The 23,533-nt window shown below is 49.5% G+C and carries 22 protein-coding genes; 5 read left to right on the plus strand and 17 right to left on the minus strand.

What is annotated here, in order from left to right:
• Nucleotides 1–47: 47 nt before the first annotated feature.
• The 8 genes from ACTJKB_RS01280 to ACTJKB_RS01315 form a co-directional block, all read right to left on the minus strand.
• Complete coding sequence (locus ACTJKB_RS01280; protein ID WP_074084443.1) at nt 48–872, minus strand: carbohydrate ABC transporter permease; 825 nt, start codon at nt 870–872, stop codon at nt 48–50.
• Nucleotides 873–889: 17 nt separating this feature from the next.
• Complete coding sequence (locus ACTJKB_RS01285) at nt 890–1,780, minus strand: carbohydrate ABC transporter permease (RefSeq protein WP_440831459.1); 891 nt, start codon at nt 1,778–1,780, stop codon at nt 890–892.
• 127 nt (nt 1,781–1,907) lie between these two features.
• On the minus strand, nt 1,908–3,278 hold the full coding sequence (locus ACTJKB_RS01290; RefSeq protein WP_440831460.1) for an extracellular solute-binding protein: 1,371 nt from the start codon (nt 3,276–3,278) through the stop codon (nt 1,908–1,910).
• 219 nt (nt 3,279–3,497) lie between these two features.
• Nucleotides 3,498–5,696: a DEAD/DEAH box helicase gene (locus ACTJKB_RS01295; RefSeq protein ID WP_440831461.1), complete on the minus strand. Its 2,199-nt coding sequence runs from the start codon at nt 5,694–5,696 to the stop codon at nt 3,498–3,500.
• Complete coding sequence (locus tag ACTJKB_RS01300) at nt 5,693–7,012, minus strand: ATP-binding protein (protein WP_440831462.1); 1,320 nt, start codon at nt 7,010–7,012, stop codon at nt 5,693–5,695. Before ACTJKB_RS01300 ends, ACTJKB_RS01295 begins: the two co-directional genes overlap by 4 nt.
• On the minus strand, nt 7,012–8,619 hold the full coding sequence (locus ACTJKB_RS01305) for a TerB N-terminal domain-containing protein (protein ID WP_440831463.1): 1,608 nt from the start codon (nt 8,617–8,619) through the stop codon (nt 7,012–7,014). The genes ACTJKB_RS01300 and ACTJKB_RS01305 overlap by 1 nt, the downstream gene beginning before the upstream one ends.
• 161 nt (nt 8,620–8,780) lie before the next feature.
• Nucleotides 8,781–9,998 carry an MFS transporter gene (locus ACTJKB_RS01310; RefSeq protein WP_074084448.1) on the minus strand — a complete coding sequence of 406 codons (1,218 nt, stop codon included), beginning with the start codon at nt 9,996–9,998 and terminating at the stop codon, nt 8,781–8,783.
• A gap of 79 nt (nt 9,999–10,077) precedes the next feature.
• On the minus strand, nt 10,078–10,845 hold the full coding sequence (locus ACTJKB_RS01315) for a DUF1836 domain-containing protein (RefSeq protein WP_440831464.1): 768 nt from the start codon (nt 10,843–10,845) through the stop codon (nt 10,078–10,080).
• A gap of 115 nt (nt 10,846–10,960) precedes the next feature.
• Between ACTJKB_RS01315 and ACTJKB_RS01320 the strand changes: the two genes are divergently transcribed.
• Entirely contained in the window at nt 10,961–12,274 is a 1,314-nt protein-coding gene (locus ACTJKB_RS01320) for a hemolysin family protein (RefSeq protein WP_440832677.1), read from the plus strand.
• Between the two features lie 165 nt (nt 12,275–12,439).
• Here ACTJKB_RS01320 and ACTJKB_RS01325 read toward each other — a convergent pair whose 3' ends face one another.
• Nucleotides 12,440–12,793 carry a VOC family protein gene (locus ACTJKB_RS01325; protein ID WP_440831465.1) on the minus strand — a complete coding sequence of 118 codons (354 nt, stop codon included), beginning with the start codon at nt 12,791–12,793 and terminating at the stop codon, nt 12,440–12,442.
• A 486-nt stretch (nt 12,794–13,279) separates the two neighbouring features.
• The gene (locus ACTJKB_RS01330) at nt 13,280–13,567 is read right to left on the minus strand and encodes a hypothetical protein (protein WP_440831466.1); all 288 of its coding nucleotides are present in this window, start codon (nt 13,565–13,567) and stop codon (nt 13,280–13,282) included.
• Nucleotides 13,568–13,721: 154 nt separating this feature from the next.
• On the opposite strand from ACTJKB_RS01330, the gene ACTJKB_RS01335 reads away from it, so the two are divergent.
• From ACTJKB_RS01335 to ACTJKB_RS01345, 3 genes are all read left to right on the plus strand, one after another.
• Nucleotides 13,722–14,954, plus strand: coding sequence for an aminopeptidase (locus ACTJKB_RS01335; protein WP_440831467.1), 1,233 nt, complete (start codon nt 13,722–13,724; stop codon nt 14,952–14,954).
• A gap of 37 nt (nt 14,955–14,991) precedes the next feature.
• Complete coding sequence (locus ACTJKB_RS01340; RefSeq protein WP_440831468.1) at nt 14,992–16,221, plus strand: aminopeptidase; 1,230 nt, start codon at nt 14,992–14,994, stop codon at nt 16,219–16,221.
• Nucleotides 16,222–16,449: 228 nt separating this feature from the next.
• On the plus strand, nt 16,450–16,623 hold the full coding sequence (locus ACTJKB_RS01345; RefSeq protein WP_440831469.1) for a hypothetical protein: 174 nt from the start codon (nt 16,450–16,452) through the stop codon (nt 16,621–16,623).
• An 88-nt stretch (nt 16,624–16,711) separates the two neighbouring features.
• Here ACTJKB_RS01345 and ACTJKB_RS01350 read toward each other — a convergent pair whose 3' ends face one another.
• Genes ACTJKB_RS01350 through ACTJKB_RS01360 form a run of 3 tightly spaced genes read right to left on the minus strand, consistent with a single transcriptional unit; the run spans nt 16,712 to nt 18,740 of the window.
• Nucleotides 16,712–17,401: an AlkZ-related protein gene (locus ACTJKB_RS01350; protein WP_440831470.1), complete on the minus strand. Its 690-nt coding sequence runs from the start codon at nt 17,399–17,401 to the stop codon at nt 16,712–16,714.
• A 46-nt stretch (nt 17,402–17,447) separates the two neighbouring features.
• Complete coding sequence (locus ACTJKB_RS01355; RefSeq protein ID WP_440831471.1) at nt 17,448–18,023, minus strand: TetR/AcrR family transcriptional regulator; 576 nt, start codon at nt 18,021–18,023, stop codon at nt 17,448–17,450.
• The gene (locus ACTJKB_RS01360; RefSeq protein WP_440831472.1) at nt 18,024–18,740 is read right to left on the minus strand and encodes an MBL fold metallo-hydrolase; all 717 of its coding nucleotides are present in this window, start codon (nt 18,738–18,740) and stop codon (nt 18,024–18,026) included. It lies immediately after the preceding gene.
• A 196-nt stretch (nt 18,741–18,936) separates the two neighbouring features.
• On the opposite strand from ACTJKB_RS01360, the gene ACTJKB_RS01365 reads away from it, so the two are divergent.
• A complete protein-coding gene (locus ACTJKB_RS01365; RefSeq protein ID WP_440831473.1) occupies nt 18,937–19,953 on the plus strand; it encodes an alpha/beta fold hydrolase in 1,017 nt (338 codons plus the stop codon).
• Here the strand turns inward: ACTJKB_RS01365 and ACTJKB_RS01370 are convergent.
• The 4 genes from ACTJKB_RS01370 to pstC form a co-directional block, all read right to left on the minus strand.
• Nucleotides 19,948–20,745 (minus strand): hypothetical protein, encoded by a 798-nt coding sequence (locus ACTJKB_RS01370; RefSeq protein WP_440831474.1) that lies wholly within the window; start codon nt 20,743–20,745, stop codon nt 19,948–19,950. The genes ACTJKB_RS01365 and ACTJKB_RS01370 overlap by 6 nt on opposite strands.
• A gap of 174 nt (nt 20,746–20,919) precedes the next feature.
• The gene (pstB, locus tag ACTJKB_RS01375) at nt 20,920–21,696 is read right to left on the minus strand and encodes a phosphate ABC transporter ATP-binding protein PstB (RefSeq protein ID WP_440831475.1); all 777 of its coding nucleotides are present in this window, start codon (nt 21,694–21,696) and stop codon (nt 20,920–20,922) included.
• Nucleotides 21,697–21,733: 37 nt separating this feature from the next.
• Complete coding sequence (pstA, locus tag ACTJKB_RS01380) at nt 21,734–22,630, minus strand: phosphate ABC transporter permease PstA (RefSeq protein WP_074100573.1); 897 nt, start codon at nt 22,628–22,630, stop codon at nt 21,734–21,736.
• Nucleotides 22,627–23,529, minus strand: coding sequence for a phosphate ABC transporter permease subunit PstC (gene pstC / locus ACTJKB_RS01385; protein ID WP_143186154.1), 903 nt, complete (start codon nt 23,527–23,529; stop codon nt 22,627–22,629). The genes pstA and pstC overlap by 4 nt, the downstream gene beginning before the upstream one ends.
• Nucleotides 23,530–23,533 lie beyond the last annotated feature (4 nt).

Raw genomic sequence — 23,533 nt, forward strand, 5'->3', positions numbered from 1 at the left:
TGCCGTTTCCTATTATAGATCTATCCCATTTTAATTGGCAACGATGATTAGCCTTTAACCGCTCCTGCAACCATACCTTTGGTAATTTTGTTAGACAGGAAGAAGTAGATCAGGATAACCGGCAGCGCACCCATGACCAGGAATGCCCCGATGTTGCCGTAATTTACGGAATACTGGCTAACAAACGTGTATACCCCGAATGGCAATGTTTTTAGCTTCTCGGAGGAAATAAAGGTTGCCGCCAGGATGTATTCATTCCAGATGTTGATAAAGGTCAGGATACATACGGTCATTACCGGCGGAATAGACACCGGAAGAATAATGCTGCGGAAGATCCGGTATACGCTTGCTCCATCAATAAATGCTGATTCCTCTATCTCGTGGGGGATATCTCTCATAAACCCGGAAAGAATGAAGACTGCTATCGGTGTGGAGAATGCAACGTAAGGCAGGATCAGCGACAAATGAGTGTTCAGAACGTGAATGTTCTTAAAAATAATCATCAGCGGCAGCAGTGTCGCCTGCATCGGAATCATCATGCCCATCAGGAAGATCGTCATAACGATATTGCCGTATTTCCAGCGGAAACGCGAGATGGCATAAGCCACCATGGAAGCCAGCACGATAACACAGATCATTGTAATGCCGGTAACGAACACACTGTTGGACAAGTATTTCAGATAGCTGCCTGAAGTATAGGCTTCACTGTAGTTATGCCATTGAAAGGTTTTGGGGAAGGAGAAAAAGCTGCCATCCATAATTTCTTCATTGGTCTTCAGTGAATAGAGTAATAACCAGAGTAAAGGATACAACTGGGTCACCACAGGAATTGCGAAAAGAAGATACACGATTCCTTTTTTGAATTTTCGCATGATCGCGCACTCCTTTTCTAATTGAATTTACGTTCAATTCTATTGAATATGGTATTGATAAATCCGGTAAAGACCAGACAGACTACAACCAGGAAGCTGGCAATCGCACTGCCGTATCCATACTTCAATGACATAAATGAGCTGTTGTACATATGTGTGGAGATAACATCGGTTGCATGAGCCGGACCACCGGCGGTCATAACCATAACCAGATCGAAGGCCTGCAGGGAACCGATAAACGCCAGTACAATCGATATTTTAAAGATCGGGACGATCAGCGGAAGTGTGATATAGCGATCCGCTTTGAATCCGTCCGCCCCGTCAATTTTGGCCGCTTCATAAAGCTCATCCGGAATATTCTGCACCCCTGTGTACTGAATCAGCAGATGATAGCCGAAGAACTGCCATAGGGATACGAGATAAAGAGCGAACATCGCAATTTTGGGCTCGGTCAGCCAGTTGTGTGTCCAGCTGTCCAGTCCCAGAGAAATCAGAACACCGTTGAGCATACCGCCCATGGATGCCGGGTTGTAGATTGTTTTCCACAATTGTCCAATGATTACGACAGAAAGAATAACCGGTGTGAAGTAGATCGAAACCAGTGTGTTTCCTTTTTTGACATAACGGTTAAGCAAAATAGCCATTCCCAGGCAAAGTGGAATTTCCAGCATGGAAGCTACGGCATATAGCAAGGTTCTTCTTACAGATGGCCAAAACACCGGGTCATTGAAGAACATATCTTTGAAATTGCCGAATCCGACAAATGTGGCAGACGTAAGTCCGTCCCATTTCAATAAACCTGTATACAGTGAAACCAGTATGGGTATAAACACAAGGCACACGTACAAGAACAGACACGGCAACACGAAGACGGCTATTGTGCGTGCTGGCACCTTCAGTACTTTCATCTTTCCCGCCTCCTAAACAAGCAGATTCTTTGTCTATAGTAGATGTTATGTTTCATTGATAAATTTCGGTGCGAAGAAGCCAGGTTCAGCTTGCTTCGCACCGAGAGTGAACGATGATTGTGACTGCTTATTTATTAGCTTCGAATGCGGTTTGATGTTCTTTGGCTACCGCAGCGGAATCCATTTTCTGCACGAACAGGTTCTGGATACTGCTCAGGTGCACCTGCGAGGTGGCCGGATTCATCGTGTTGTCGAACGAAAGGTCGCCGCCCTTAACTTGGTTGAACAGACCCGCAATGGTAATCGCCAGATCGGAGTAACCGGCTGCTTTCAAATCGCCGTCAACCTTTTGACCCAAACCTACAGCATTTTTCAATTCAAATTGTTTCTTAGGCAGATTGCTGGCGAAGAAGTTGAGGAAATCTTTGGTTTCCTGCAGGTGCTCGCTGTTAGCAGATATTGCGAATGCACTTCCTGGTGCAAGCATGAATTGGTTAGGGTCGCCTTTGCCGTTAACTGTAGGGAATTGGAATGCTCCTACTTTACCAGCTACGGACGAAGCATCAACTGCGCCTGTTTCCCAAGATCCGATAACCCACATAGCCGCTTTACCGGATTTGAAGATGTTACCGCCGGCATTGGCGTCGATGGAAGTTGCGCCGTCAGGGAACGCGCCCGCTTGAACCAACTGTTGGAAAGCATCTACTGCTTCTACGAAAGCAGGATCTTCAAAGGTTTTCTTGCCATCCATTACGTCCTGCAGGAAGCCGGGGCCGCCGTTGGTACGAAGCAGGATATTCATGAACAAGAAGGAGCCTGTCCAGGAATCTTTTTCACCGATTGCCAGTGGGGTAATGCCCTTATCTTTGAGGATTTTTACATCTTTAAGCATTTCTTCAAAGGTAGTTGGTGTGTTAGCGATACCAGCCTTTGCGAATAAATCTTTGTTGTAATAAACCACTTCGATGTTATTACCATCCGGCAGCGCGTATACATTGCCATTAAAACTGTAGTAGTCCAGCAGCCCCGATTGATATGTGTCTTTAAGTCCGTTCTGGTCCAGCATATCGTTCAGCGGAGCGAACAGTCCGGCATCTACAAACGGTTTCATTTGTGCGGCTGGGTTAACGATTGTGATATCAGGTACTTCTTTGGAAGCCGCTTGGGTTTTGAGCTTCACTTTTTGCTGGTCCGTGTTCAGCGTGTCCAGTTCAATCTTGACATTTGGATGTTCTTTTTCATACTGAGCACTCAGCTCATGCACCATTTTGTAGGACGGTGTGGTTGGATCGGGATAAATGTTCTGGAAGGTGATGGTTACCTTCTTGTCACTCTTCGTCGTGTTCGTTGCTGTACCGCTGTTGGTGCTGTCAGGTGCTTTACTTGCCGCTGCGTTATTCTTGCTGTTGTCGTTCGAGTTGCCGCATGCCGCAACGCTTAAAGCCATTGCTGCAGTTAGTGCGACGGTAAATGTTGTCTTCATTTGTCTGTTGACCATGAATCAATGCCCCCTGTGTTCGTGATAGGTTTATTATCTTCTGATTAAGCGCTTCCAACAAGGTGGGAACTGCAGAAATAAGGTTTGTTTTTTCTAGGTATACCAAAAAAATACTCCTGCGCTCAGCAGCAGGAGTTGTTGGGATTTCAAATATATTCATTAACAGGTCTTGCTATATATAGCATGGACAGGACTTCTTGCTGATTCAGCACGTTTTCTTTATTCCGTTCTCCCCCACTGTTTCAGCACCTCTACCAGCCCCGGAACATCCAGCCCATCGAGCGAAAAAGCTTTTCGCAGCAGTTCATGCGGAATGAATTCATCGTATTTGCCAAGGTACGGTGCTTCATCCGGCCCCAGTAGAGCGATCGGATTCGATGCAGCGGTGGCCTCCGCGATAATCTCCTGCTCCAGAGTCTCAGCATCTGTTTTTCCGGCAACAACCATATAATATGGCTCCATGGGGGTTACCGAACGTAATCCCAGCGGGCCTTTGAGATTATTCTTCAGCAGCCGTTCCAGGGTGCGGAACTGCCGGCTTCCGGCCCAAGGGAGAATGAACATTGAATCTCCGCCTGCAGGAAGCACAGAATGCTTGAGCAGCCCGCTCTCCTTGGCCAGGCGGCGGGCCCGTTCCAGTCTCGCGGCTGCACTGGGTGCCAGATAGGGGTACAGCACCGTAGCTCCCAATACTTCACGAATCTTTGTCATAATGCGGGTATGCACATCCCCACCCGCGCCTAGCCATAAGGTATCGACCTTACCGCGCGAGCCTTTGACATACACGGCCTTATGGCGGTTGTCTACCTCTTCAACCTTCCAGAGCTTGCCCGCAAGTGTGAAGCAGTATCCTGGCGGCGGCACTGTGGTGATCGAACCGATCTCCTCAGTGCCGTTATAGACCACATGCTCCTCGTCGTCTTTGAATACGGCATAGAACCGGAAGTTATTGACGATCTTCTCCCCCGCCAGCCCGATCAGCAGACTGCCCTCATCCATGGACTGAATATGGCCCATGCCGATCATATATTCCATGAACGCATCATAATCGGCAGGCTCAATACTGCTGAACGAAGGCAGGCTAAGCACCGATGCCTTTAGATCCTCCGGCTCCGCTTCGCCCATACTTTTCAGGATGCTCATCGTCTGATGGTAGAGCAGCCCGACAGGAAGCTGCCGCACGACCAGCGGCTCGACCCACTTCTCGCGGACATAGAGTTCGATGACCGCGATCGCCCGCAGCAGCGTCCACGGCATCCGCGCAGGAAGCTGCGCCTCCTCGTCCTCTTCCTCCGGCGTGACGAAGATCATCTCCGAGGCGGCATCTCCCCTGCGCCCGGAGCGGCCCAGCCGCTGCACGAAGCTGGCGCAGCTGTAGGGGGCACCAAGCTGCAGTACGCGCTCCAGCTCCCCAAGGTCAATGCCTAGCTCCAGCGTCAGCGTAGCTGCCGCCACCGCCGGACCACTTCCCTGACGGAGCGCAGCCTCCGTCTCTTCACGCAGCATCGCGGAGATGCTTCCATGATGCACATGGAACACATCGCGCTCCCCCCGCTTCGCCGCAAGCCGCCGCATCTCCAGGATCGCCTCCTCGGCATCGGATCGGCTGTTCGTGAAGATGAGCGCCTTCTTCGAATGTGTATGGTCATAGATGAAACCATAATACGCCTGGCGTGCCCGTTCCAGATGTTCGGCCTGCACCTCGTCCCGCGCATCCGGGAAGGAAAAATGCTCTACACTAAGGCGCAGCTTGCGCCCGCCCTGCGGTGCGGAGACCTCCACACTTTCGTGGGTACCTGCGGCCAGCCATTCCGTTACGGATGCGTAGTCGCTAAGTGTGGCAGATAGACCGATCCGCCGCGGGTGGCAGCCCGCCATCCGGTTGATCCGCGCAAGCTGGCTGAGCACCTGGATACCACGGTCCGCTCCCATGAAGGCATGCACTTCATCGACTATAATGAAGCGTAGATCATGGAACAGCGCGGGAATGGCGTTGGGACGGTTCATCAGCAGCCCCTCCAGGGACTCCGGTGTAATCTGCAGGACACCGGAGGGGTTCTGCATCAGCTTCGTCTTGTCTGCCTGGGGTACATCCCCATGCCAATGCCAGACGGGAATATTCCCTTCGCGCAGCAAATCATTCAGCCGGGTGAACTGATCATTGATCAGTGCCTTAAGCGGCGCTATGTAGAGAATACCTACCGAAGCTGAAGGATCTTCATACAGCTGGGTAAGCGCCGGAAAGAACGCCGCTTCCGTCTTGCCGGAAGCTGTGCCGGAGGCTATCAATAGATGATGCGGTGTATCGAACAGCACGCGACAGGCATCCACCTGGGCCTCACGCAGTGTCTCCCAGCGGTTTTTATAGATAAATTCCTTAATAAACGGAGCCAGCCTGTAAAACGGATTGCTGCTCATAGGTCAAACTCCGCCAGAAATCCGTCCAGCTCGTTCTTCTCTGTTTCAGCAGGCTTTACAGTCCGCTCGCCAACAAGCTTCTCGAACGACATTTCCGGATGCTGATGCAACGTATGCAGCAGGTCCATGAAATCGCGCACCACCTCACGTGCGGTGAGCAACTCTTCCGCACCCAGACGGCCTACGGCCTCTTCCATGAAATGTACGAGCTGCTCCTGCGTAAGCTTGGCCTCATAACCATAGTGAAGGGCATGAATATCCCTCAGCTTTTGCAGCAGCACCAGAATTTCCTCGTGAGAAAGCATATCCAGTGAAATAATCGGTCCGGTAAAATTATTAAGACCCGTCCCGCCATAACGTCCGGCTACAAGCCTTGACCGCAGCGCTTCATAACTGAATAACCCGCGGCGTCCGTCTTCGACGAATTGCGGTGTCCCCCCAATAAAGATCCCCAGCCGCTCCGCCTTGCCCTGCATGGTATCGTTGAACATGGTCAACAACTTCTCGTAATTGCTCTGGCGCGAAATACTGTTGGTAATTTTGTATAAGTTTACCCCTTCGTCAATGAACAGCAGCAATCCTTGATATCCGATGGCACCCGTAAATTCCGCCCATAGCTTCATATAATCATACCAGTTGTCATCGTCGATAATGACACCTACGCCAAGCGCCTTGCGCGCTTCGGTACGGGTGGCGAACTCGCCCCGCAGCCAGCGCAGGGAATCTTGCTTAAGTTCATCATCGGCAAGCTTATGTCCGTTCCAGTAAGCGGCTAATACCTTGGCAAAATCAAAACCGTGTACAAGCCCGCGCATTTCCGAAGCCACAGTGTATATTCTCTGTTCCACCTCTTCACCGAGCTGCGGGGCGTCCGGGCCATAGCCCTTCTCCTGCATCACGGCTTGCTGCAGGGTAACGATCCACTTCTGGAGGATCATCTCCAGCGCTCCGCCGTCCGGGCGTGTACGCGTGGACAGATGGCTCATCAGCTCTTTGTATGTAGCTAGGCCCTGCCCTTTGGTTCCTACCAGACGCCTTTCCGGGGAAAGGTCGGCATCCGCCACTACAAAGTCCCGGTCCATGGCGTAGTTGCGGATGATCTGCAGCAGGAAGCTTTTGCCGCTGCCGAATTTACCGGTAATCAACTTAAAGGCTGCGCCGCCTTCGGCGATATTTTCCATATCACGAAGTATGGCCTCGACCTCGGGCCGGCGGCCAACCGCGATATGCTCCAGACCAATACGCGGAACAACTCCCGCTGTCAGTGAGTTCATCAGCGCAGTGGTCATCCGTTTTGGTATCTTCAGTACACTCATCAATCATTCACCCCACCCAAGTATTGCAGCAACGGCATAAATTCCTCATTCAGCTCTTCTTCATCGATCAGCAGATCGCCCAGAAGATCCATCGCAGTCTCATTGATTCCGTCGAACAGCAGTTCAGTCATCGTTCCACCGGCCGTAGCCAGATTATTCACCACAGTCATTCCTTTACCTTCTGCCAGAGCACGAACGACAGCCCATTCAAGCGGAGTCAGCGCAGCAGCGAACTGCTGTAAGATTGCATGAGTACCATTATCCGCATCTGGCAGAGCCTCAGCCATATAGCCGCTTTCTTCTATAACAAAAGAAGCTTCGGAATCCGCAGAGCGGTTCTCCTCCTCAGACACTTGCAATTCTGCGAGTCCCGGCATCTCCTCGTCAACCTCTGGACGCCGATCCAACATCAGCTCGTTTTCATCTACCGTAAGCAGTGTCCGCACGATGTCGGAATCGCTTTGAAGCTGCTCCAGCTTCCGGGGGTCAATGATAACCGCTGGGCCCTTTTCCTTCTGCTCTGCCTTCCGGAATTCACGCTGCAGAAACCGGGTGACCAAATCTTCCATATCAGCATCAACCTTTACATCTTTTAACCTGCCCCGGTAGCCCATCAGCGCGCGCAGCTTATTCTCCGTCAGCCGGAACAGCCTGGTGATCAGACTGCGTAGTGGAGGAGATTTACTGATCCGCACCACTGGCACAAGTACAGAATAGCCGTATAACGAAATGTCGTACACCGCACTACGGAACAGATAACGCTCCCGCACGACTGCCGGACCCGGAGGGAACATTCCGATCAGATTGGAGCCATGCTTGCGGGCTACGTATGCATCAATCAGCGCAACCACCAGCGGGATATAGCGTTCTGCCGCCGCTTTCCCTTCACCTGCATAAAATTTGGATTTGCTGATATCGTAATCCGACATGACAGTCAATACTTCAAAAGACAGCTGCTCCGGTGCAGAGGTCAAACAGCGCATTAGCTCAAGCTCCGCCAGATCACCGGCAAGGCCACGCGAACGGGCAACTATGCCAGTCAGGGGCACCTCCAGATGATGAACGAATGAGAAATCTGCAATCCATCCACCCAGGTATTGATCCAGTCTTTTATATTGATCCCGGTAAGCTTCCCATAACAGATTGAGCTGCCGGTATCCTTCCTGAGGCTCGTCCCAGCCCACACCATTGATCAGCTCATAGACATGGAGAAAGATATAGGACAGATCCGTCTTTGGATACCTGCCCTTTCTGATCTCATCCCGCCAAAAGAAATACCATCTGCTCTGCGCTCCGGTCATGTGCCCATAGGTCGGCCAGTAGCTTTTGAAAGGAACAAATAGCGCTGCTGCTTCCTTGTGATCCGCCAGTTCCCTGGCCCGGACGACAAACTGGCTCTCTGTTGTAGTTACCGGTTCCTGAGTTTCTTCCATATCCCATAGCTGAAGCTGTACTGTTGACTCCTTCGGAGTCTTTTTCTTGGGTATGACTACTGGTGCCTTGGGAACCCCGGCCTTTGATGAAGCACGTGGAGGAATCGGAACATTCTGTTCTGTGCTCTCCCACACTAGCTCCGTAAAATGCGGCTCTTTCCCGTCTCTTCTCAAATCTCCCACCCCCAATCCGGTCTTACGAAAAAACGGTCCTGTTCACAGAAGTGAAGGAACCGTTTGTGTTCTTCTGGTATGAAGTAACGCTGTCTGCATCTTACTATTAATATTAGCATTCTTGACGGATGAACATCAAGCCTGCCACTGAAGATTTGGGACTAACTGAGCTCCATCCCTTTGGTCTCTTTGCCGAGGAACAGTACCGCTAGCGCACCGATGATAATGGTCCCGAAAAAGATCATGAATATCGATCCGATTCCTACTTCATTGCCAACCATTACTCCCACCAGCGTTGGTGCGATGATCCCGCCGATCCGGCCAAAGGAAGTCGCAAGTCCTGCCCCTGTTGAGCGGATGGCTGTCGGGTACAGCTCCGGTGTGTACGCGTACATCCCGCCCCATGCGCCCAAATTGAAGAACGACAGGCAGATCCCGGCAGCCATCAGCATGCCCTCAGTATTTGAATTTCCGAACCATGCAGCACTGACCGCAGTGAGCAGAAGATAAATCACAAGCACAAACTTGCGGCCGAATTTCTCGATGAAATAAGCTGCTGTGAAATATCCCGGCAGCTGTGCCAGCGTCATAATCAGTACATACTCAAAGCTTCTGACCAGACTGAAGCCTTTGATTACCATGACTGTAGGCAACCATAGAAACATGCCGTAATAGGAAAAAACAACCGTGAACCACAAAATCCAGAGCATGATCGTCGAACGCCGGTATTCCCCAGACCAGACGGTGGCAATGCGGCTCCGCAAGGGTACAGGAGCTTTCTTTTGGATCTCCGCAAATCGTGGAGAGTCATCAATCGCCCGACGCAAGTACAATGCATAAAGGGCAGGTACGGCACCAATGGCAAAAGCCACTCTCCAACCGTAATCCGGAATCACGAAATAAGCGATTAACGCCGAAACGATCCATCCGACCGCCCAGAAGCTCTCCAGCAGGACCACCGCCCGGCCTCTTTCCTTCGCAGGCATACTTTCCGAGACCAGAGTTGAGGCTACAGGCAGCTCTCCGCCAAGTCCAAATCCGGCGATAAAGCGCAGCACACACAGCATGGCATACCCGGCGGCAAAAGCCGATAATCCGCTGGCCAGTGAGAAAATAAGGAGTGTCCAGAGCAGAACCGACTTACGTCCGAAACGGTCAGCCAGAATACCTGCAGCCGCCGCGCCTACTGCCATACCTATAGAATTGATGCTCGTCAAATATCCGATTTTTTCCGGTCCGAGGCCCCATTCCTTGGCAAGTGCCGCAACCACAAAAGAAATCATCCCCACATCCATCGCATCAAACATCCAGCTAAGACCCGCACTGAACAGCAGTTTTCTTTGCTTCGGATTTTGCAGCAGCGACATATTATTTAGCATTATGCACCTCTTTCCTAAGTCCGACTAATCCCCTGGTATTTATTACTTGTTTCACTTACACATTCTAAGATTGGCGGATTCAAAAATCAAGGAATAAAGCTGCGTTGCAGTATTGCCGGGCCAATGCCTGGAAATAGCAGGTCTGTACGGAGATGGCCGCAATCATTAGCATATTCCGTACGGCATGCCGCTGGGACCTTGTTAAATGGTTCAAACGCTGCATCATATGATCGAGCGATACCTTAAGCACCCTGTCCGCCTTAGATGAGTACTCCTGTTGCGCGTTGCGGTCAGCGATCCCCTGGATGGGCATCACAGGACTGCTCTTAATATCCTCAAACAACTCCGCATAGGCGTGATATAGCTGTGCGGGTTCGACCAGATCATCATCGTCCCGCTCCGGGGCCAGAAAGAGCATCCGGAACAGCTGGCGGATACTCTCGAAATCAAGCGCTGCTTTCAGGTCATCGATCATTAATAGAAGCGCTGCCTGATTAATGGAATATTTTTTACCCTCCCTGGGCGAGCCCAGATATTCTTTGAAATCGCGTTTCACCCAGTTCTGCATAGAAGTAGCAGAAAGTGTAGAATACTCAATCAGGTGGCCCAGTGTGGCGATTTCTCCAAGGGACAGCCCCTTTACATTTCCGCCTTTAATCAGCTTTTGTAGAATGGGAGGAATCTCCGTCGACAGAAAAGCCGGGAGCGAAGCCCCCTTTTCCACCTCTTCATGATGAAATTTTGACCAGGCAGCCTGCAAAATATGCAATGGCTTCCGTTCCACTGCTCCGTTCAGAGACAGCAGCAATTCCGACATCTCGATCCGTGTGAGCGTAAAAGCTTCCATATATGGCACCCCTTCGCCATTTGATTTTCCATTGAAAAGTTCGTACAATGAGTTCATATGAACTCATAATTTGAGTATAACCTATTTTAACGACGAGAGGGATGGTAAAGATTTTATGGGTATAGGACTTAGTTTGACGCTTGTGGCAATTTTGATTATTTTAACCGCATTTTTTGTAGCGACGGAATTTGCATTGGTACGGCTGAGAGGCAGCCAGATTAGCCAGATGGTGCTGGAGGGCAAGAAGAATGCCCTGGCGGTACAACGGGTTGCAGCTAATCTGGACGGCTATTTATCGGCTTGCCAGCTGGGGATCACGATTACGGCACTGGGAATCGGGGCTTTGGCGGAACCTGCATTTGAGCAGCTTCTGATTCCACTGTTCGATCTTGGCAATATCAGTCACAGTGTGAGTGAGCCCATTGCTTTTGCACTGGCATTCATTATTGCCACATTCCTGCATGTCGTAGTCGGTGAGCTTGCTCCGAAGACTGCCGCAATCAATATTCCGGAGAAAATCGGTCAAATTACCTCACCGCTGATTATTTGGTTCTACAAAATATTATACCCGCTGATTTGGCTGATGAACGGTTCTGCCAACCTGCTTGTCCGCATGTTCGGGATGAAGCCGGCAAGCGAGCATGGAGATGCACATAGCGAAGATGAGATTCGTCTGATTCTCTCCGAGAGCTATGAGAGCGGTAAAATCAACAAAGCCGAATATGGCTATGTGAACCGTATCTTCACCTTCGATGAAATGCTGGCCAAAGAGATCATGGTGCCTCGGACAGACATGGTTTGCCTGTTCACCGACCATTCCCTGAAAGAGAATTTAGAAATCATCCGTAAGGAGCAATACACCCGTTTTCCGGTAGCTGACGGCAGTAAAGACAACATCATCGGAATGATTAATACCAAACAACTTTATTTGCAATACGACAACAATCCGGACTTCGATTTCAAAAGCCTTATTTTACCGCTTCTAACCGTGTCTGAAGTTACTCCAGTGAAAACACTGCTGACCCGCATGCAAAAAGAGCGTGTGCATATCGCCCTGTTACTTGATGAATACGGCGGTACCTCCGGTCTGATTACCATCGAAGATATCCTCGAAGAGATTGTCGGTGAGATCCGCGATGAATTCGACGGAGACGAACGCCGCAATATCGAGAAGCTGAGTGATTTCCATTATTTATTCGACGGCAATGTCTCTGTCCTGGAAATTAAGGACCTGACAGGTCTTGATCTTCATGACGATGAGGTAACCACGATTGGAGGATGGCTCTACAGTCATCTGGAGGAACCTGCAGTTGGTAAAAGCGTGACCCATGAACATGTCAAGCTTACCGTCCTCGAAATGAACCGGCACCGGATTCGTAAAGTTGAGATTGAAATCGGACAGCCTGGATCGGATAATCAGTATGTGTAACCGGAATAATTAAACACATTAACTATAGCAAAAGGCGCTCCGGTTTGGAGCGCCCTTTTCGTGTGGAGAACAGCCAATGGATCAGAGGTATCATTTCTTCATTATATATTTAATGTCGTTAATCACATGTATTATTTAATGCTATTAATTATACTCTCGTTTCTCTTAACATCGGCATATCATCAGTATGTTCCCATCCGGGTCCTTGAAATTGAACCAGTGATCATGCTCAATGTCAGTCAGCAGCTCTGCCCCGGACTCCTTGACAAAATCATAGGCCGCATCAATATCCTCAGTGTTCAGGTGGAAGGAAGGAACCTTCAGTACGGCTTCGGTTGTGAAAATCCTGCTGTCCAGAACAATACCGGGCCCTTGCATTGGAACCACGTACAAATGATCGAACAGCACTTCGCCGTCAAGGGGAAGCCCCAGTAAACTGCAATACCAGTTTTTCGACCGTTCAATATCACTTACCGGAATGAAAACAGCACCAATCTGATTCAGAATCGGACTTGTCACAGCCAGTATGCCTCCTCTATATAACTTCTAATATAATTGGACCTCTTAACCATTTCGATAAAATATGTCAATTCCCTCCCCCTTTAGAGGACGGATATGAATATATGGTATAATCTTGTCAAATTTCAGCAACCTGTGTGATACTTGTCGTCTGTGAGATCTCCCCGGTTAAGAGCGATAACCTTCCCCTCATCCATCTGCCACATTTACATCATGGGATTCGGGCAGTATTGGACTTTGCTTTGGTTGGCAAGCTCATCCGTCCCATGATGCCTTCTATGTGATTTCTGTTCGTCAGACCGAGGGTTTGCTTCCGGCTTCCTTCAGATTCCGCCTCACGCTGGACACCCTTGCCTTCAGCTAACAGTTCCTACTGCCAAGCCTGTAGCGGACTTTCACCCCCAAGTTATCGCCCATGCCGGGCGCACCAACAAAAATGCGACCCTTTCCGGCATCACTCATGCCATTAAGGGTCGCATTTATCATTTACTCTTCCTCAACCTCTTCCGGAATCTCCTGGGTGTCCAGTGCCGCATCCAGCAGCAGATTGTAGACATCGTCATCATTTTCAAGCAGCGCATCGGTTTCCAGGAACTGTTCCTCACTACCCGGCTCACCCGCAAAGCTCAGACTGTAATCCCATTCCGTGCCGCGTTTGCTGAAAAATGTGATCTCATAAGGGGAACTGTGATTTTCAAGTGTAAAGACTGTTCTACCTACGAAGCTTCGATCCTCTTCGCGTTTCATTTCTGCTTTTATGATATCCACGTTCATATCTTATCTTCCCTTCATCATATCCTAACTTCCCCTTAGTATATCATGAGATGAGAGCATTTCCCTACCTAATGTAAGCCAATTGACTTTTTTCATCCGGCGGTTAATAATTTAATACTAAAGACTAAATCAATCGAAAATGGAGGAAATCGCAATGACCCCACTGCAAACTCAGCTCAGTAAATATGCGGATTTGGCGGTTCAAATTGGTGTTAATGTTCAACCCGGACAAATTCTCGTCGTGAGCGCGCCAATCTCGGCTGCAGAATTCGTTCGTATGATTACATCCAAAGCATATGCCATCGGCGCAAGCCAGGTAAAAGTCAACTGGAGTGACGAGTTCATCACCCGTCAGCAATTCGAGCATGCCGCACCGGAAGTGTTCACGAAGGCACCTACATGGTTCGCCGGAGAAATGACCGAGTTCGCTGAGAATGGAGCAGCTTTTCTTCATGTCATCGCAGAGGACCCCGACGCTCTCAAAGGCATTGATCCGGAGCGGATTGCGAACTTCCAGAAAACCCGCGGAGCGGCACTGACCAAATACCGTGAAATGCAAATGTCCGACAAAGTCAGCTGGAGCATTGTTGCCATCCCATCACAGCCATGGGCAGATAAAGTATTCCCTGAAGTTCCGGCAGAAGAACGTATCAGCAAGCTTTGGGATGCGATTTTCCACACTGTGCGCCTGGACCGTGAGGATCCGGTTGCTGCCTGGCAGGAGCATTTGGATACACTTGAACAAAAAGCCAATGTCCTGAACGCGAAAAAATACAAAAGTCTTCATTACATAGCACCCGGCACAGACCTTAGCATCGAGCTGCCTGAAGGCCATCTGTGGGCTCAAGGAGACAGCATCAATGCCAAAGGTCATTCTTTTGTCGCCAATATGCCAACTGAAGAAGTATTCACAGCCCCACTCAAAACCGGTGTGAACGGAACTGTAAGAAGCACGAAACCGCTTAGCTACGGTGGGAACATCATCGATGGCTTCTCTATTACTTTTGAGCAGGGCCGGATCGTTTCTGTAAAAGCTGAAAAAGGCCAGGAAGCACTGGAATATCTCATCGGACTGGATGAAGGAGCAAAATATCTAGGCGAAGTTGCCCTGGTCCCTCATAAATCTCCAATATCCGAATCCAACATCCTGTATTTCAATACTTTGTTCGATGAGAATGCCTCTAACCATCTGGCCATCGGTACAGCTTACGCTTTCTGTCTTGAAGGTGGCAAGGACATGAATCAGGAACAATTGATTGAACGCGGTTTGAATACAAGTGTTACCCATGTCGACTTTATGATCGGTTCACCTGAGATGGACATTTATGGAATTACCGCAGATGGCACCAAGGAACCTGTATTCCTGAAGGGAAACTGGGCGTTTTAACTGAAGCTGAACAGAGAGATCGAGAGGAGCTTTAACTATGCTGAGTTTCAAGCAAAAGCTGGAGAATTACGCACTATTGACTGTAAAAATCGGAATTAACATTCAGCCGGGGCAGACACTTGTGGTCAACGCTGACATTGCCTCTGCTGAACTGGTACGCCTGGTTGTACGTCAAGCCTATGAAGCCGGGGCAAAGCTAGTCAAAGTGAATTATACGGATGAACTTGTCACCCGGACTCGTTATGAGCTAGCCCCTTCCGAAAGTTTCCTCGAACCGCCAAAATGGCAGGCAGATGAGCTGGAGGATCTGGCACGCGGCGGAGCGGCCTTCCTGTCGATCGTTTCGACAAATCCAGATTTGCTGAACGGCATAGATCCCGTCCGTATTGCAGACAATCAGCGTACCGCAGGTCAGGCTATGATGCCTTACAGGGAACTGCTGATGGGCAACCATGTCAGCTGGAGCATTGTGGCTTACCCTTCCCCTGTCTGGGCAGCCAAGGTATTTCCGGACGCTTCACCTGAGCAGCAGGTAGATCTGCTGTGGGATGCCATCTTCAAAGCGGTCAGAGCAGACCAGGAGAATCCGGTTGAAGCCTGGAAGCTCCATCTGGGAGGTCTGAAACAGCGCTGTGATGTTCTAAATGCGAAGAGATACCGCAAGCTGCACTACACCGCCCCGGGTACGGATCTGACGCTTGAATTGCCTGAAGGCCATATCTGGTGCCAAGCCGGGGCTGTGAACGGTCGCGGAGTTCCTTTTCTCGCTAACATTCCAACAGAAGAGGTATTTACGGCTCCGCTTAAGACAGGGGCGAACGGCAAAGTCAGCAGCACCAAACCGCTGAGCTACAGCGGTAAGATCATCGACCGGTTCACCCTCACACTTGAAAACGGGAAAGTTACAGACTTTACAGCCGAGCAAGGCCAGGAAGCTCTGGCGTCGCTGCTGGCGATGGATGAAGGCTCCGCTTATTTTGGCGAAGTTGCCCTGGTGCCCTACCACTCTCCTATCTCGGAAAGCGGAATTCTGTATTACACTACACTCTATGATGAAAATGCTTCCTGTCACCTGGCTATAGGTGCAGCTTATGCCTTCACCCTGGAGCAAGGTATTACAATGAGCAAAGAAGAGCTGGCAGAGCACGGGATGAACCAGAGCCTGACACATGTAGATTTCATGATGGGATCGGCAGAAATGAATATCGATGGAATCACGGATGAAGGTATTGCTGAACCTATCTTCCGCAACGGAAATTGGGCTTAATCCAAGTTTATCGATAGCTTGACATTTCCATTTCTAACACGTAACACCCTGGAGTTTCTCTTATAAAAGAGGGCTCCAGGGTGTTTTTTTGCTTAACTAGCTAGATTTAATGATATAAATAGTCCATTTTTGAAGTATTGTTCAAAATATTTTCACAATATTGTTGAATTTTATTCACAATTATGTCACAATACAGTTAAGGATTCTATTTCCAAGGAGGTTGTCCCGATGAAAGAATCGTTATCCCACGACATGGAAACGGTCAAACCGGATCGCTCGGAAGTCAAAGCTCCTACCGACTCAAGCATCGTTGCTTCCAATGCCATCAAATACACGGCTTATGTCATGCTGTTTTTTGGATTCCTGTATTTTCTGATTGCTTACCTGGCCCCCATGCTGTAAGAAGCTGATTAATTATATATGCTCCATGGAAAGCGCTTACGGCTGATATCTTCCTTTAGGGGAAAGATTCAGCCGTTTCTATTTCTATTTACCAGGACAATACTTTTCCTAACCACTTCACTGCACCAGGATGCCAGTCCTGTTCCATACGCGATCGCAGCCATGTCACCGCTTCTTCTCTCGTGCCTTTAAATGCCGGTATCTTATAATCAGCCATCCAGTGGCTTACCGTTTCAAACGAAGTGCTGTTCCAGCCATTTTTCTCTCCAGCCGCATTATGACGCTCCTTAACTCCTGAAATGACAATGTCCAGTGTGCCTTGCAGCTCCGTAACGGCATTGTCAAATGCAGTCTTTTTCTCCTTTGCCTTCATATCCGCCAGCGTACGGAGTTCACGTGTCTCAATCCCCTGATTGTCGCGGATGATCTGTAGTAAGGTCAACGCTTCCCTGCTGCACAGTCCGCTATCATAACGTTCCTCTAAGGAATGCTGGCTGCCCGCAGCCGCCGCGTAAGCCGGGAACCATTCACTGGAGACCAGAATTGCCTTTTTCCGAATGAACTTTCCGTATGCAGCCACACCTTCGCCAGGGAAACGGGCACGCCAGGACCATGGATCCAGCTCAGTATCCGTATGCCAATTCTCAGCCAAGGTCAATCCGGTCACGGAGGGATGCTCCGGGATGAGTGAGGCCAGCGGCAGGATGCCCAGCTTGCCAATAACCTCTTTCATTTCCTCATAAGTCGTGACTATTCCTTGCTCTTCCACTCTGCCCACGAATATTACCTCCTTAGATTCAACTTGTTACCCTTTGATTCCTGATCTACTCGCTTAAGCTCATGCAGCGGATACCAGCAATGAATGTGCTAATCAGCCGGTTTAAGCTCACGTTTGTATCCAGAGGCATGCCAAATCCTCCCTTGTTCTCCAAGGCAGCGAATCCGTGCAGCAAGCTCCGCCAGCCCCGGACCGCATGTAATTCTCCCTCTGCGCCAAGCTCATAGCCGGACAGCACTTCAATAATTAATGACAGTACCTGTTCGCTCGCCTTCTTCAACTCTGGATTTCCTTCCTCTGGCGCCCGCAGCGTGGTCTCATACAGTCCGGGGTGCTGCCTGGCAAAGCCAATATAAGCCTGTCCCATAGCGTGTACAGCTGCATCCCCCTTCAGTCCATCCGAGGCAGCAGACAATGCCGCACAGAGCAATTCAAGGCCGTGTACAGCAAGCAATGAACGCAGACCCTGAAGTCCGTTAATGTGATTATACAACGACGGTGAACGTACGCCCAGCTTGGCTGCGAGCGCAGCCAAGGTCACTTCTTCTATTCCTTGCTCATCGGCAATTTCCGCAGCTGCCAGTACTAATGCATGTGTGTCCAATCCAGCTCTGGGTGACATTTAGTTCCCTCCTTTCTTCTGCATGCTGGCTTGGTGAATCGCGAACTTCATTTGTTCGCCCGGTGCCTTCAGCAGATTCCCGTGTCCTACTGCTAGCAGCTTCGGTGATAGCTTAAGGAGCTTCATCGCACTTTCCAATGCTTTGGCTTTATTCCAGGTAGCCATCGCAGGGAAAGGAAACAACGGTACAACCGTTCCCGATACAGCTGTTCTGCGAAAGGTCTGAAAAGCATCTCCAACCACAAGAGCGCCGGTACGCTGATCCAGAAAAGACATCGAACCCGGTGTATGGCCCGGTGTCGCAATGGCTGTTAACGACCCTATAGCATCGCCCTCCCGCAGCAGGATATCCGGCACGGTGGTGATTTTAGCTGGAACACTGCCTTTAATTGGCGTCTGCAGTTCGTCAGCCCTCAAAGATCGGTCGCCCCTAAGCAAGGCGGAATCTCTTTCAGAAATATACACAAGCGCTGCCGGAAGCCGCTTCTTCAGTTCATCCAACGCTCCAACATGATCACCATGGGCATGTGTCAGTATGATGCGCTTAACCAGTTTATTCAGCTTAACAGCTGTGTCCATGATGCCCTGAACACTGAACGGCATCGCAGCATCAATTAACGTCAATCCATCCTCTTCCTCTACCAGGTAACAATTCACAGGAAAGAATCTGGGCATCCAGGTCAGCTGCAGCAAATGGCCTTCTTGAGTTAATCTCATACGAACCCCTCCAAAACTAATATTATTAGTCATAATATAAACTAATGTAATTAGTTTTTCAAGTGTTTATGCTCAAATATAGAGAATAACTTTTTATTTCATATTTGTTATTTAAAGTCTACTTTTTCAAAACCTTATGTGGTATCATTCGTTTTATATAATACAAGCGTATTAAAAAAGGAGGCTTGCAGCCATTATGAACCGATTCAAATCTGGGAAAAACAAAGTAAAAAGCTCAGGGAAAAGGCTACTGCTGTTTGTTTTATCTGCAATAATCCTCCTAATAGGTTCAGGATTCTTGTACGAAGCTATAGCTTCTAATATTGCTAAAAAGCAATATCCGCCACCAGGAAAACTGGTAGATGCAGGTGGCTTCAAACTGCACCTAAACAAACAAGGTTCCGGGGGTCCTACTATTATTCTCGAAGCAGGAAGCGGCGAGACCAGCTTATCGTGGAGGAATATCCCTGAAGAGCTGGCTAAGATTGCAACAGTGGTCAGTTATGACCGGGCTGGTTATGCTTGGAGCGAGTCATCCCCCAATGAGCGAACCGGCGCAAATATCGTCCGAGAGCTGCATGACGCGCTTATGAACGAAGGTTTACCCGGCCCTTATCTGGTGGTTGGCCATTCCCTTGGCGGAATGTACGCTCGTCTCTTCACTGAGACCTACAGGGATGACGTCCTGGGTCTCGTACTGGTGGATGCGAGACCGGAGAATGATGAACGGAAGACAGCATCTATTCTGAAATCAGAGAACTTCGCCGGGAATCCATCAGCTGCCATGCTCACCGTATTGAAGCGTTCTGGAGTTATGCGGTTGTTCCAGAACAGCCTGTTGGCAGGTATGGTTGCGAAGGAAGACCGGGGCGAGTTCATTAACGTCATATCTACACCAAGCTATTTTGCCGCCAAAGAGCAAGAAGGCGCCATGGCAAGTTCAACCGAGGATGCTATCCGCGGGCAAACCTTCGGCGCTCTTCCGGTGCGTATCATTACCCGGGGGCTTCCGCAGGACTATGCTTCATTCGGATTTTCCGAAGCAGGCGGCAAGCAGCTTGAAGCGATCTGGCAAGCCGGACAGCGCAGCATGCTGAACCTCTCCACAGACAGTGAACTCACTATTGCTAAACAAAGCGGCCATATGATTATTCATGATCAGCCGGAGCTAGTCATCGAGACGATACGCAGCTTGCTCTCTTTGAATTTATAGCATTGTGCCAAAATAAAATTCCAGCTTCTCCCGCGAGATTCTGTCCTCTCCCCGCCAGTTGGCAACAGAGATAAAATCACTATCTCCGCCGCGCCCCGGCCGGGGCTCTTCCTGCGGCACCAATATTCCCGCAAAACCCCAAATCTCCATAAGCACATCGCGTTCCTGCTTACTTGACGGGAACAGGTCTTTCCAGCGCTTCTCCAGTTTACGTGCCGTATCGCCAGGATCACACTCTTCCACTGCTTCTATCAGGCGTCTGAGGATTTCCAAATCTGCTCTGCTAATGCTGAGTTCTTCTTCTCGATTTAACAGTTCAAGGTCCAGCCAGCAATATAAAAGCTGGTTAAGCCGGACTCCGCCCCATTTAACCCTTTCAAAGTTAAGCACATTCACGTCTGCATTTATATAGTTCTTGTCGGACATGATTTTAACCGCGTTACAATCTCCACAGCAACTATAACTGGCTCTCTCCAACGGGTGCTGTTCATAGGTATGAAGTTCCAAGCCGGAAGTCAGTGCCCAGCTGGACAAAGCACTCCGTAAATGAACTTTCCGCGTAGACAGGCTATGTACAAAAGCTGTCGCTACCCGTTCTTTGGTGACGGCGCTATCATGAAGCTCTCGAATCCGCCGCACACATTCGTCATGTGTAATCGTAACCGGATCAAACATCAGTCCATGGCTTTTGGCATATTCAAAATCTTCACCAGCATATATAGCAGGTACATTCTTCCATCCAGCCGAAGACCAAAAGGTTGTCTGTAGAACTTTCTTGGCTCTTTTATCCATATTCATACATCCTTCCATCTGATTCATACGTTTCAAGTTAGCACTATGCATTGGATTCAGTCCAGGGGTTTATCAGCAAGCCTCTTCCTCCCAAAAAATATCATAAACAATAAAAAAAACAGATACAACTCCTTCTGCAGAAGGGGTTATACCTGTTTCTGAATTCCTGGCGAATCAGCCGAAGCGGCCCATGATATACTCTTGAGTCATTTGATTCTCAGGGTTGCTGAAAACCTTCTCTGTCTTGTCGTACTCCACCAGTGAACCAAGGTAGAAATATGCTGTATAATCTGAGATCCGTGCAGCTTGCTGCATATTGTGTGTAACAATAACAATCCGCAGCTCCTCTTTCAGTTCCTTGATCAGCTCTTCGACTTTACCGGTAGATACCGGGTCAAGGGCAGATGCAGGCTCATCCAGCAGGAGAATCTGCGGATTTACCGATAATGCTCTGGCAATGCATAGACGCTGCTGTTGTCCGCCGGATAATGCGAGTGCTGAATCCTTCAGACGGTCCTTGACTTCGTCCCAAAGAGCCGCGCGGCGCAGGCTGCTCTCCACAATTTCATCCAGAGCCGCTTTGCCCTTGATCCCGTGATATTTTGGACCAAATGCAATGTTCTCGTAAATCGACTTGTAGAAGGGGTTAGGCTTTTGCCAGACCATACCGATTTTTTGGCGAAGCTTGATTACATCTGTACCTGGAGCATTGATGTCCACACCATCGATCCAGATGCTTCCCTTCGTTGTGGAACCGGAGATTTCATCATTCATACGGTTAAGCGAACGGAGAAAGGTCGATTTGCCGCAGCCCGAAGGGCCGATCAACGCTGTAACTGTATTCTGTGCAAAAGGAAGACTAATCCCTTTTACTGCCTCATAAGTGCCGTAAAATATGCTTAAATCCTCGGTTTGGAATGATTCGCGCACCACTGGTTCCGCTATACCCATCTCATATTCCTCCTATTGATCCATCGTATACTTGCTATTAGCTCATTCTTTTAGAAGCAGTAAGCTTGCGGTAAATCAAACGGCCGAAGTAACGGGCAGCTAGATTGAAAATAAGTACCGTAATCACAAGCACTGCCGAAGCTCCCGCTGCGATCTGTATGGCATCCGGGGCCAATCCTTCACTGTTAACTTTCCAGATGTGCACTGCCAGCGTTTCTGCCGGACGGAAAGGATTCAGCGGTGAAGTCGCGCTAGCCGGATTCCAGTTGGTGAAATCCAGACGTGGGCTGCTCATGCCTGCTGTGAACATCAGCGCAGCCGCTTCCCCAAAGACACGTCCCGCGGACAGAATGGTTCCGGTGATAATGGTTGGCAACGCGACTGGAAGCAGTACAGTAGTTACAATCTTCCACTTGGACAACCCAAGGGCAAAGCCTGCCTCCTTCTGTTGCTTCGGCACTGTGCGGAAGGCCTGTTCCGTAATCCGCACCATCAGCGGCAGGTTGAAGAAGGTAAGAGCCAAAGCACCTGAGACCAGGGAGAACCCGAGGTTAAAGGTGTTAACGATTAGCAGGAGACCGAACAACCCGACAACGATCGAAGGAAACGAAGACAATACCTCTACGATCAGACGGATGAAGTTGGTCAGCTTGCCTGGGCGGGCATATTCCGCCATGAAGATCCCAGCTCCCAGGCCTAGCGGCACAGTAATGATTAGGGTCAAGACCAGCAGGTAGATGGAATTGAACAGCTGTGGCCCGACGCCTCCGCCTGCGCGGATCTTTTGCGGTGCAGAGGTCAGGAAATCCCAGCTGATATGGTTAAGGCCCCGGATCAGAATGTATCCCAATAGTCCTACCAGGATGGCTACAATAAGTAATGCGAAAAATACGATAAGCGCTGTGGCAATTTTGTCTGCAGTTCTCGGCTTCAAATTTTATTTCTCCTTTCGAGCATTCTTACGAGGAGGACAAAGACAAAAGTCATCAGCATAAGAACCAGCGCCATACTCCACAGCGCGTTATTTTGCGGTGAGCCCATCGTCGTGTTGCCCATACTCAGTGTAATCACACTGGTCAGAGTCGATGCGGATTCAAAGAGCGACCGCGGCACGAAAGGCGCATTCCCGATAACCATTTGCACAGCCAGGGCTTCTCCGAATGCACGAGCCATCCCCAGCACCACACCTGTCATAATCGCAGGGAACGTAGTCGGGAGAATCACACGGGCTATGGTCTGCCACCGGGTGGCACCGAGCGCAAAAGAGGATTCTTTCAGATTTTGCGGCAATGAAGCCAGCGCGTCTGCAGCCACGCTTGTAATGGTCGGCAGGATCATGACCGACAGGACAAGCGCGCCTGCAGCAACCCCGATGCCCTGACCAGGGAACGTATTACGCAGAAAAGGAACAATGACACTAAGACCGACGAAGCCGTACACGACAGATGGAATACCGGACAACAGCTCGATTACCGGCTGCAGCAGCTTTTTGCCCCAGCCAGGGACAATTTCTGTCATGAACAGTGCAGCGCAGATACTTAGCGGACTTGCAATCAGTGCAGCAATCAGCGTAACCAGAAAGGAGCCGGCGATAAAAGGAAAAGCTCCATACGAAGGCGTGTCCGCTTCAGGGGACCATTTGGTGCCAAACAGAAATTCAGATACTTTTACATCTCCACTGGTGAATGTGGATATTCCTTTGGATGCTACAAAATATACCATCGATATAATGATGACAATCAATAGCAGTACACAGAAGGACATATACGCCCGTCCAATAAAATCTTCTATATGATGTTTTTCAATCTTTGTTTTCTTTGGTTTTGCCCTCAAGATG

This window comes from Paenibacillus sp. 22594, from assembly GCF_052044425.1.
In the GTDB taxonomy this organism is placed as follows: Bacteria; Bacillota; Bacilli; order Paenibacillales; family Paenibacillaceae; genus Paenibacillus_AQ.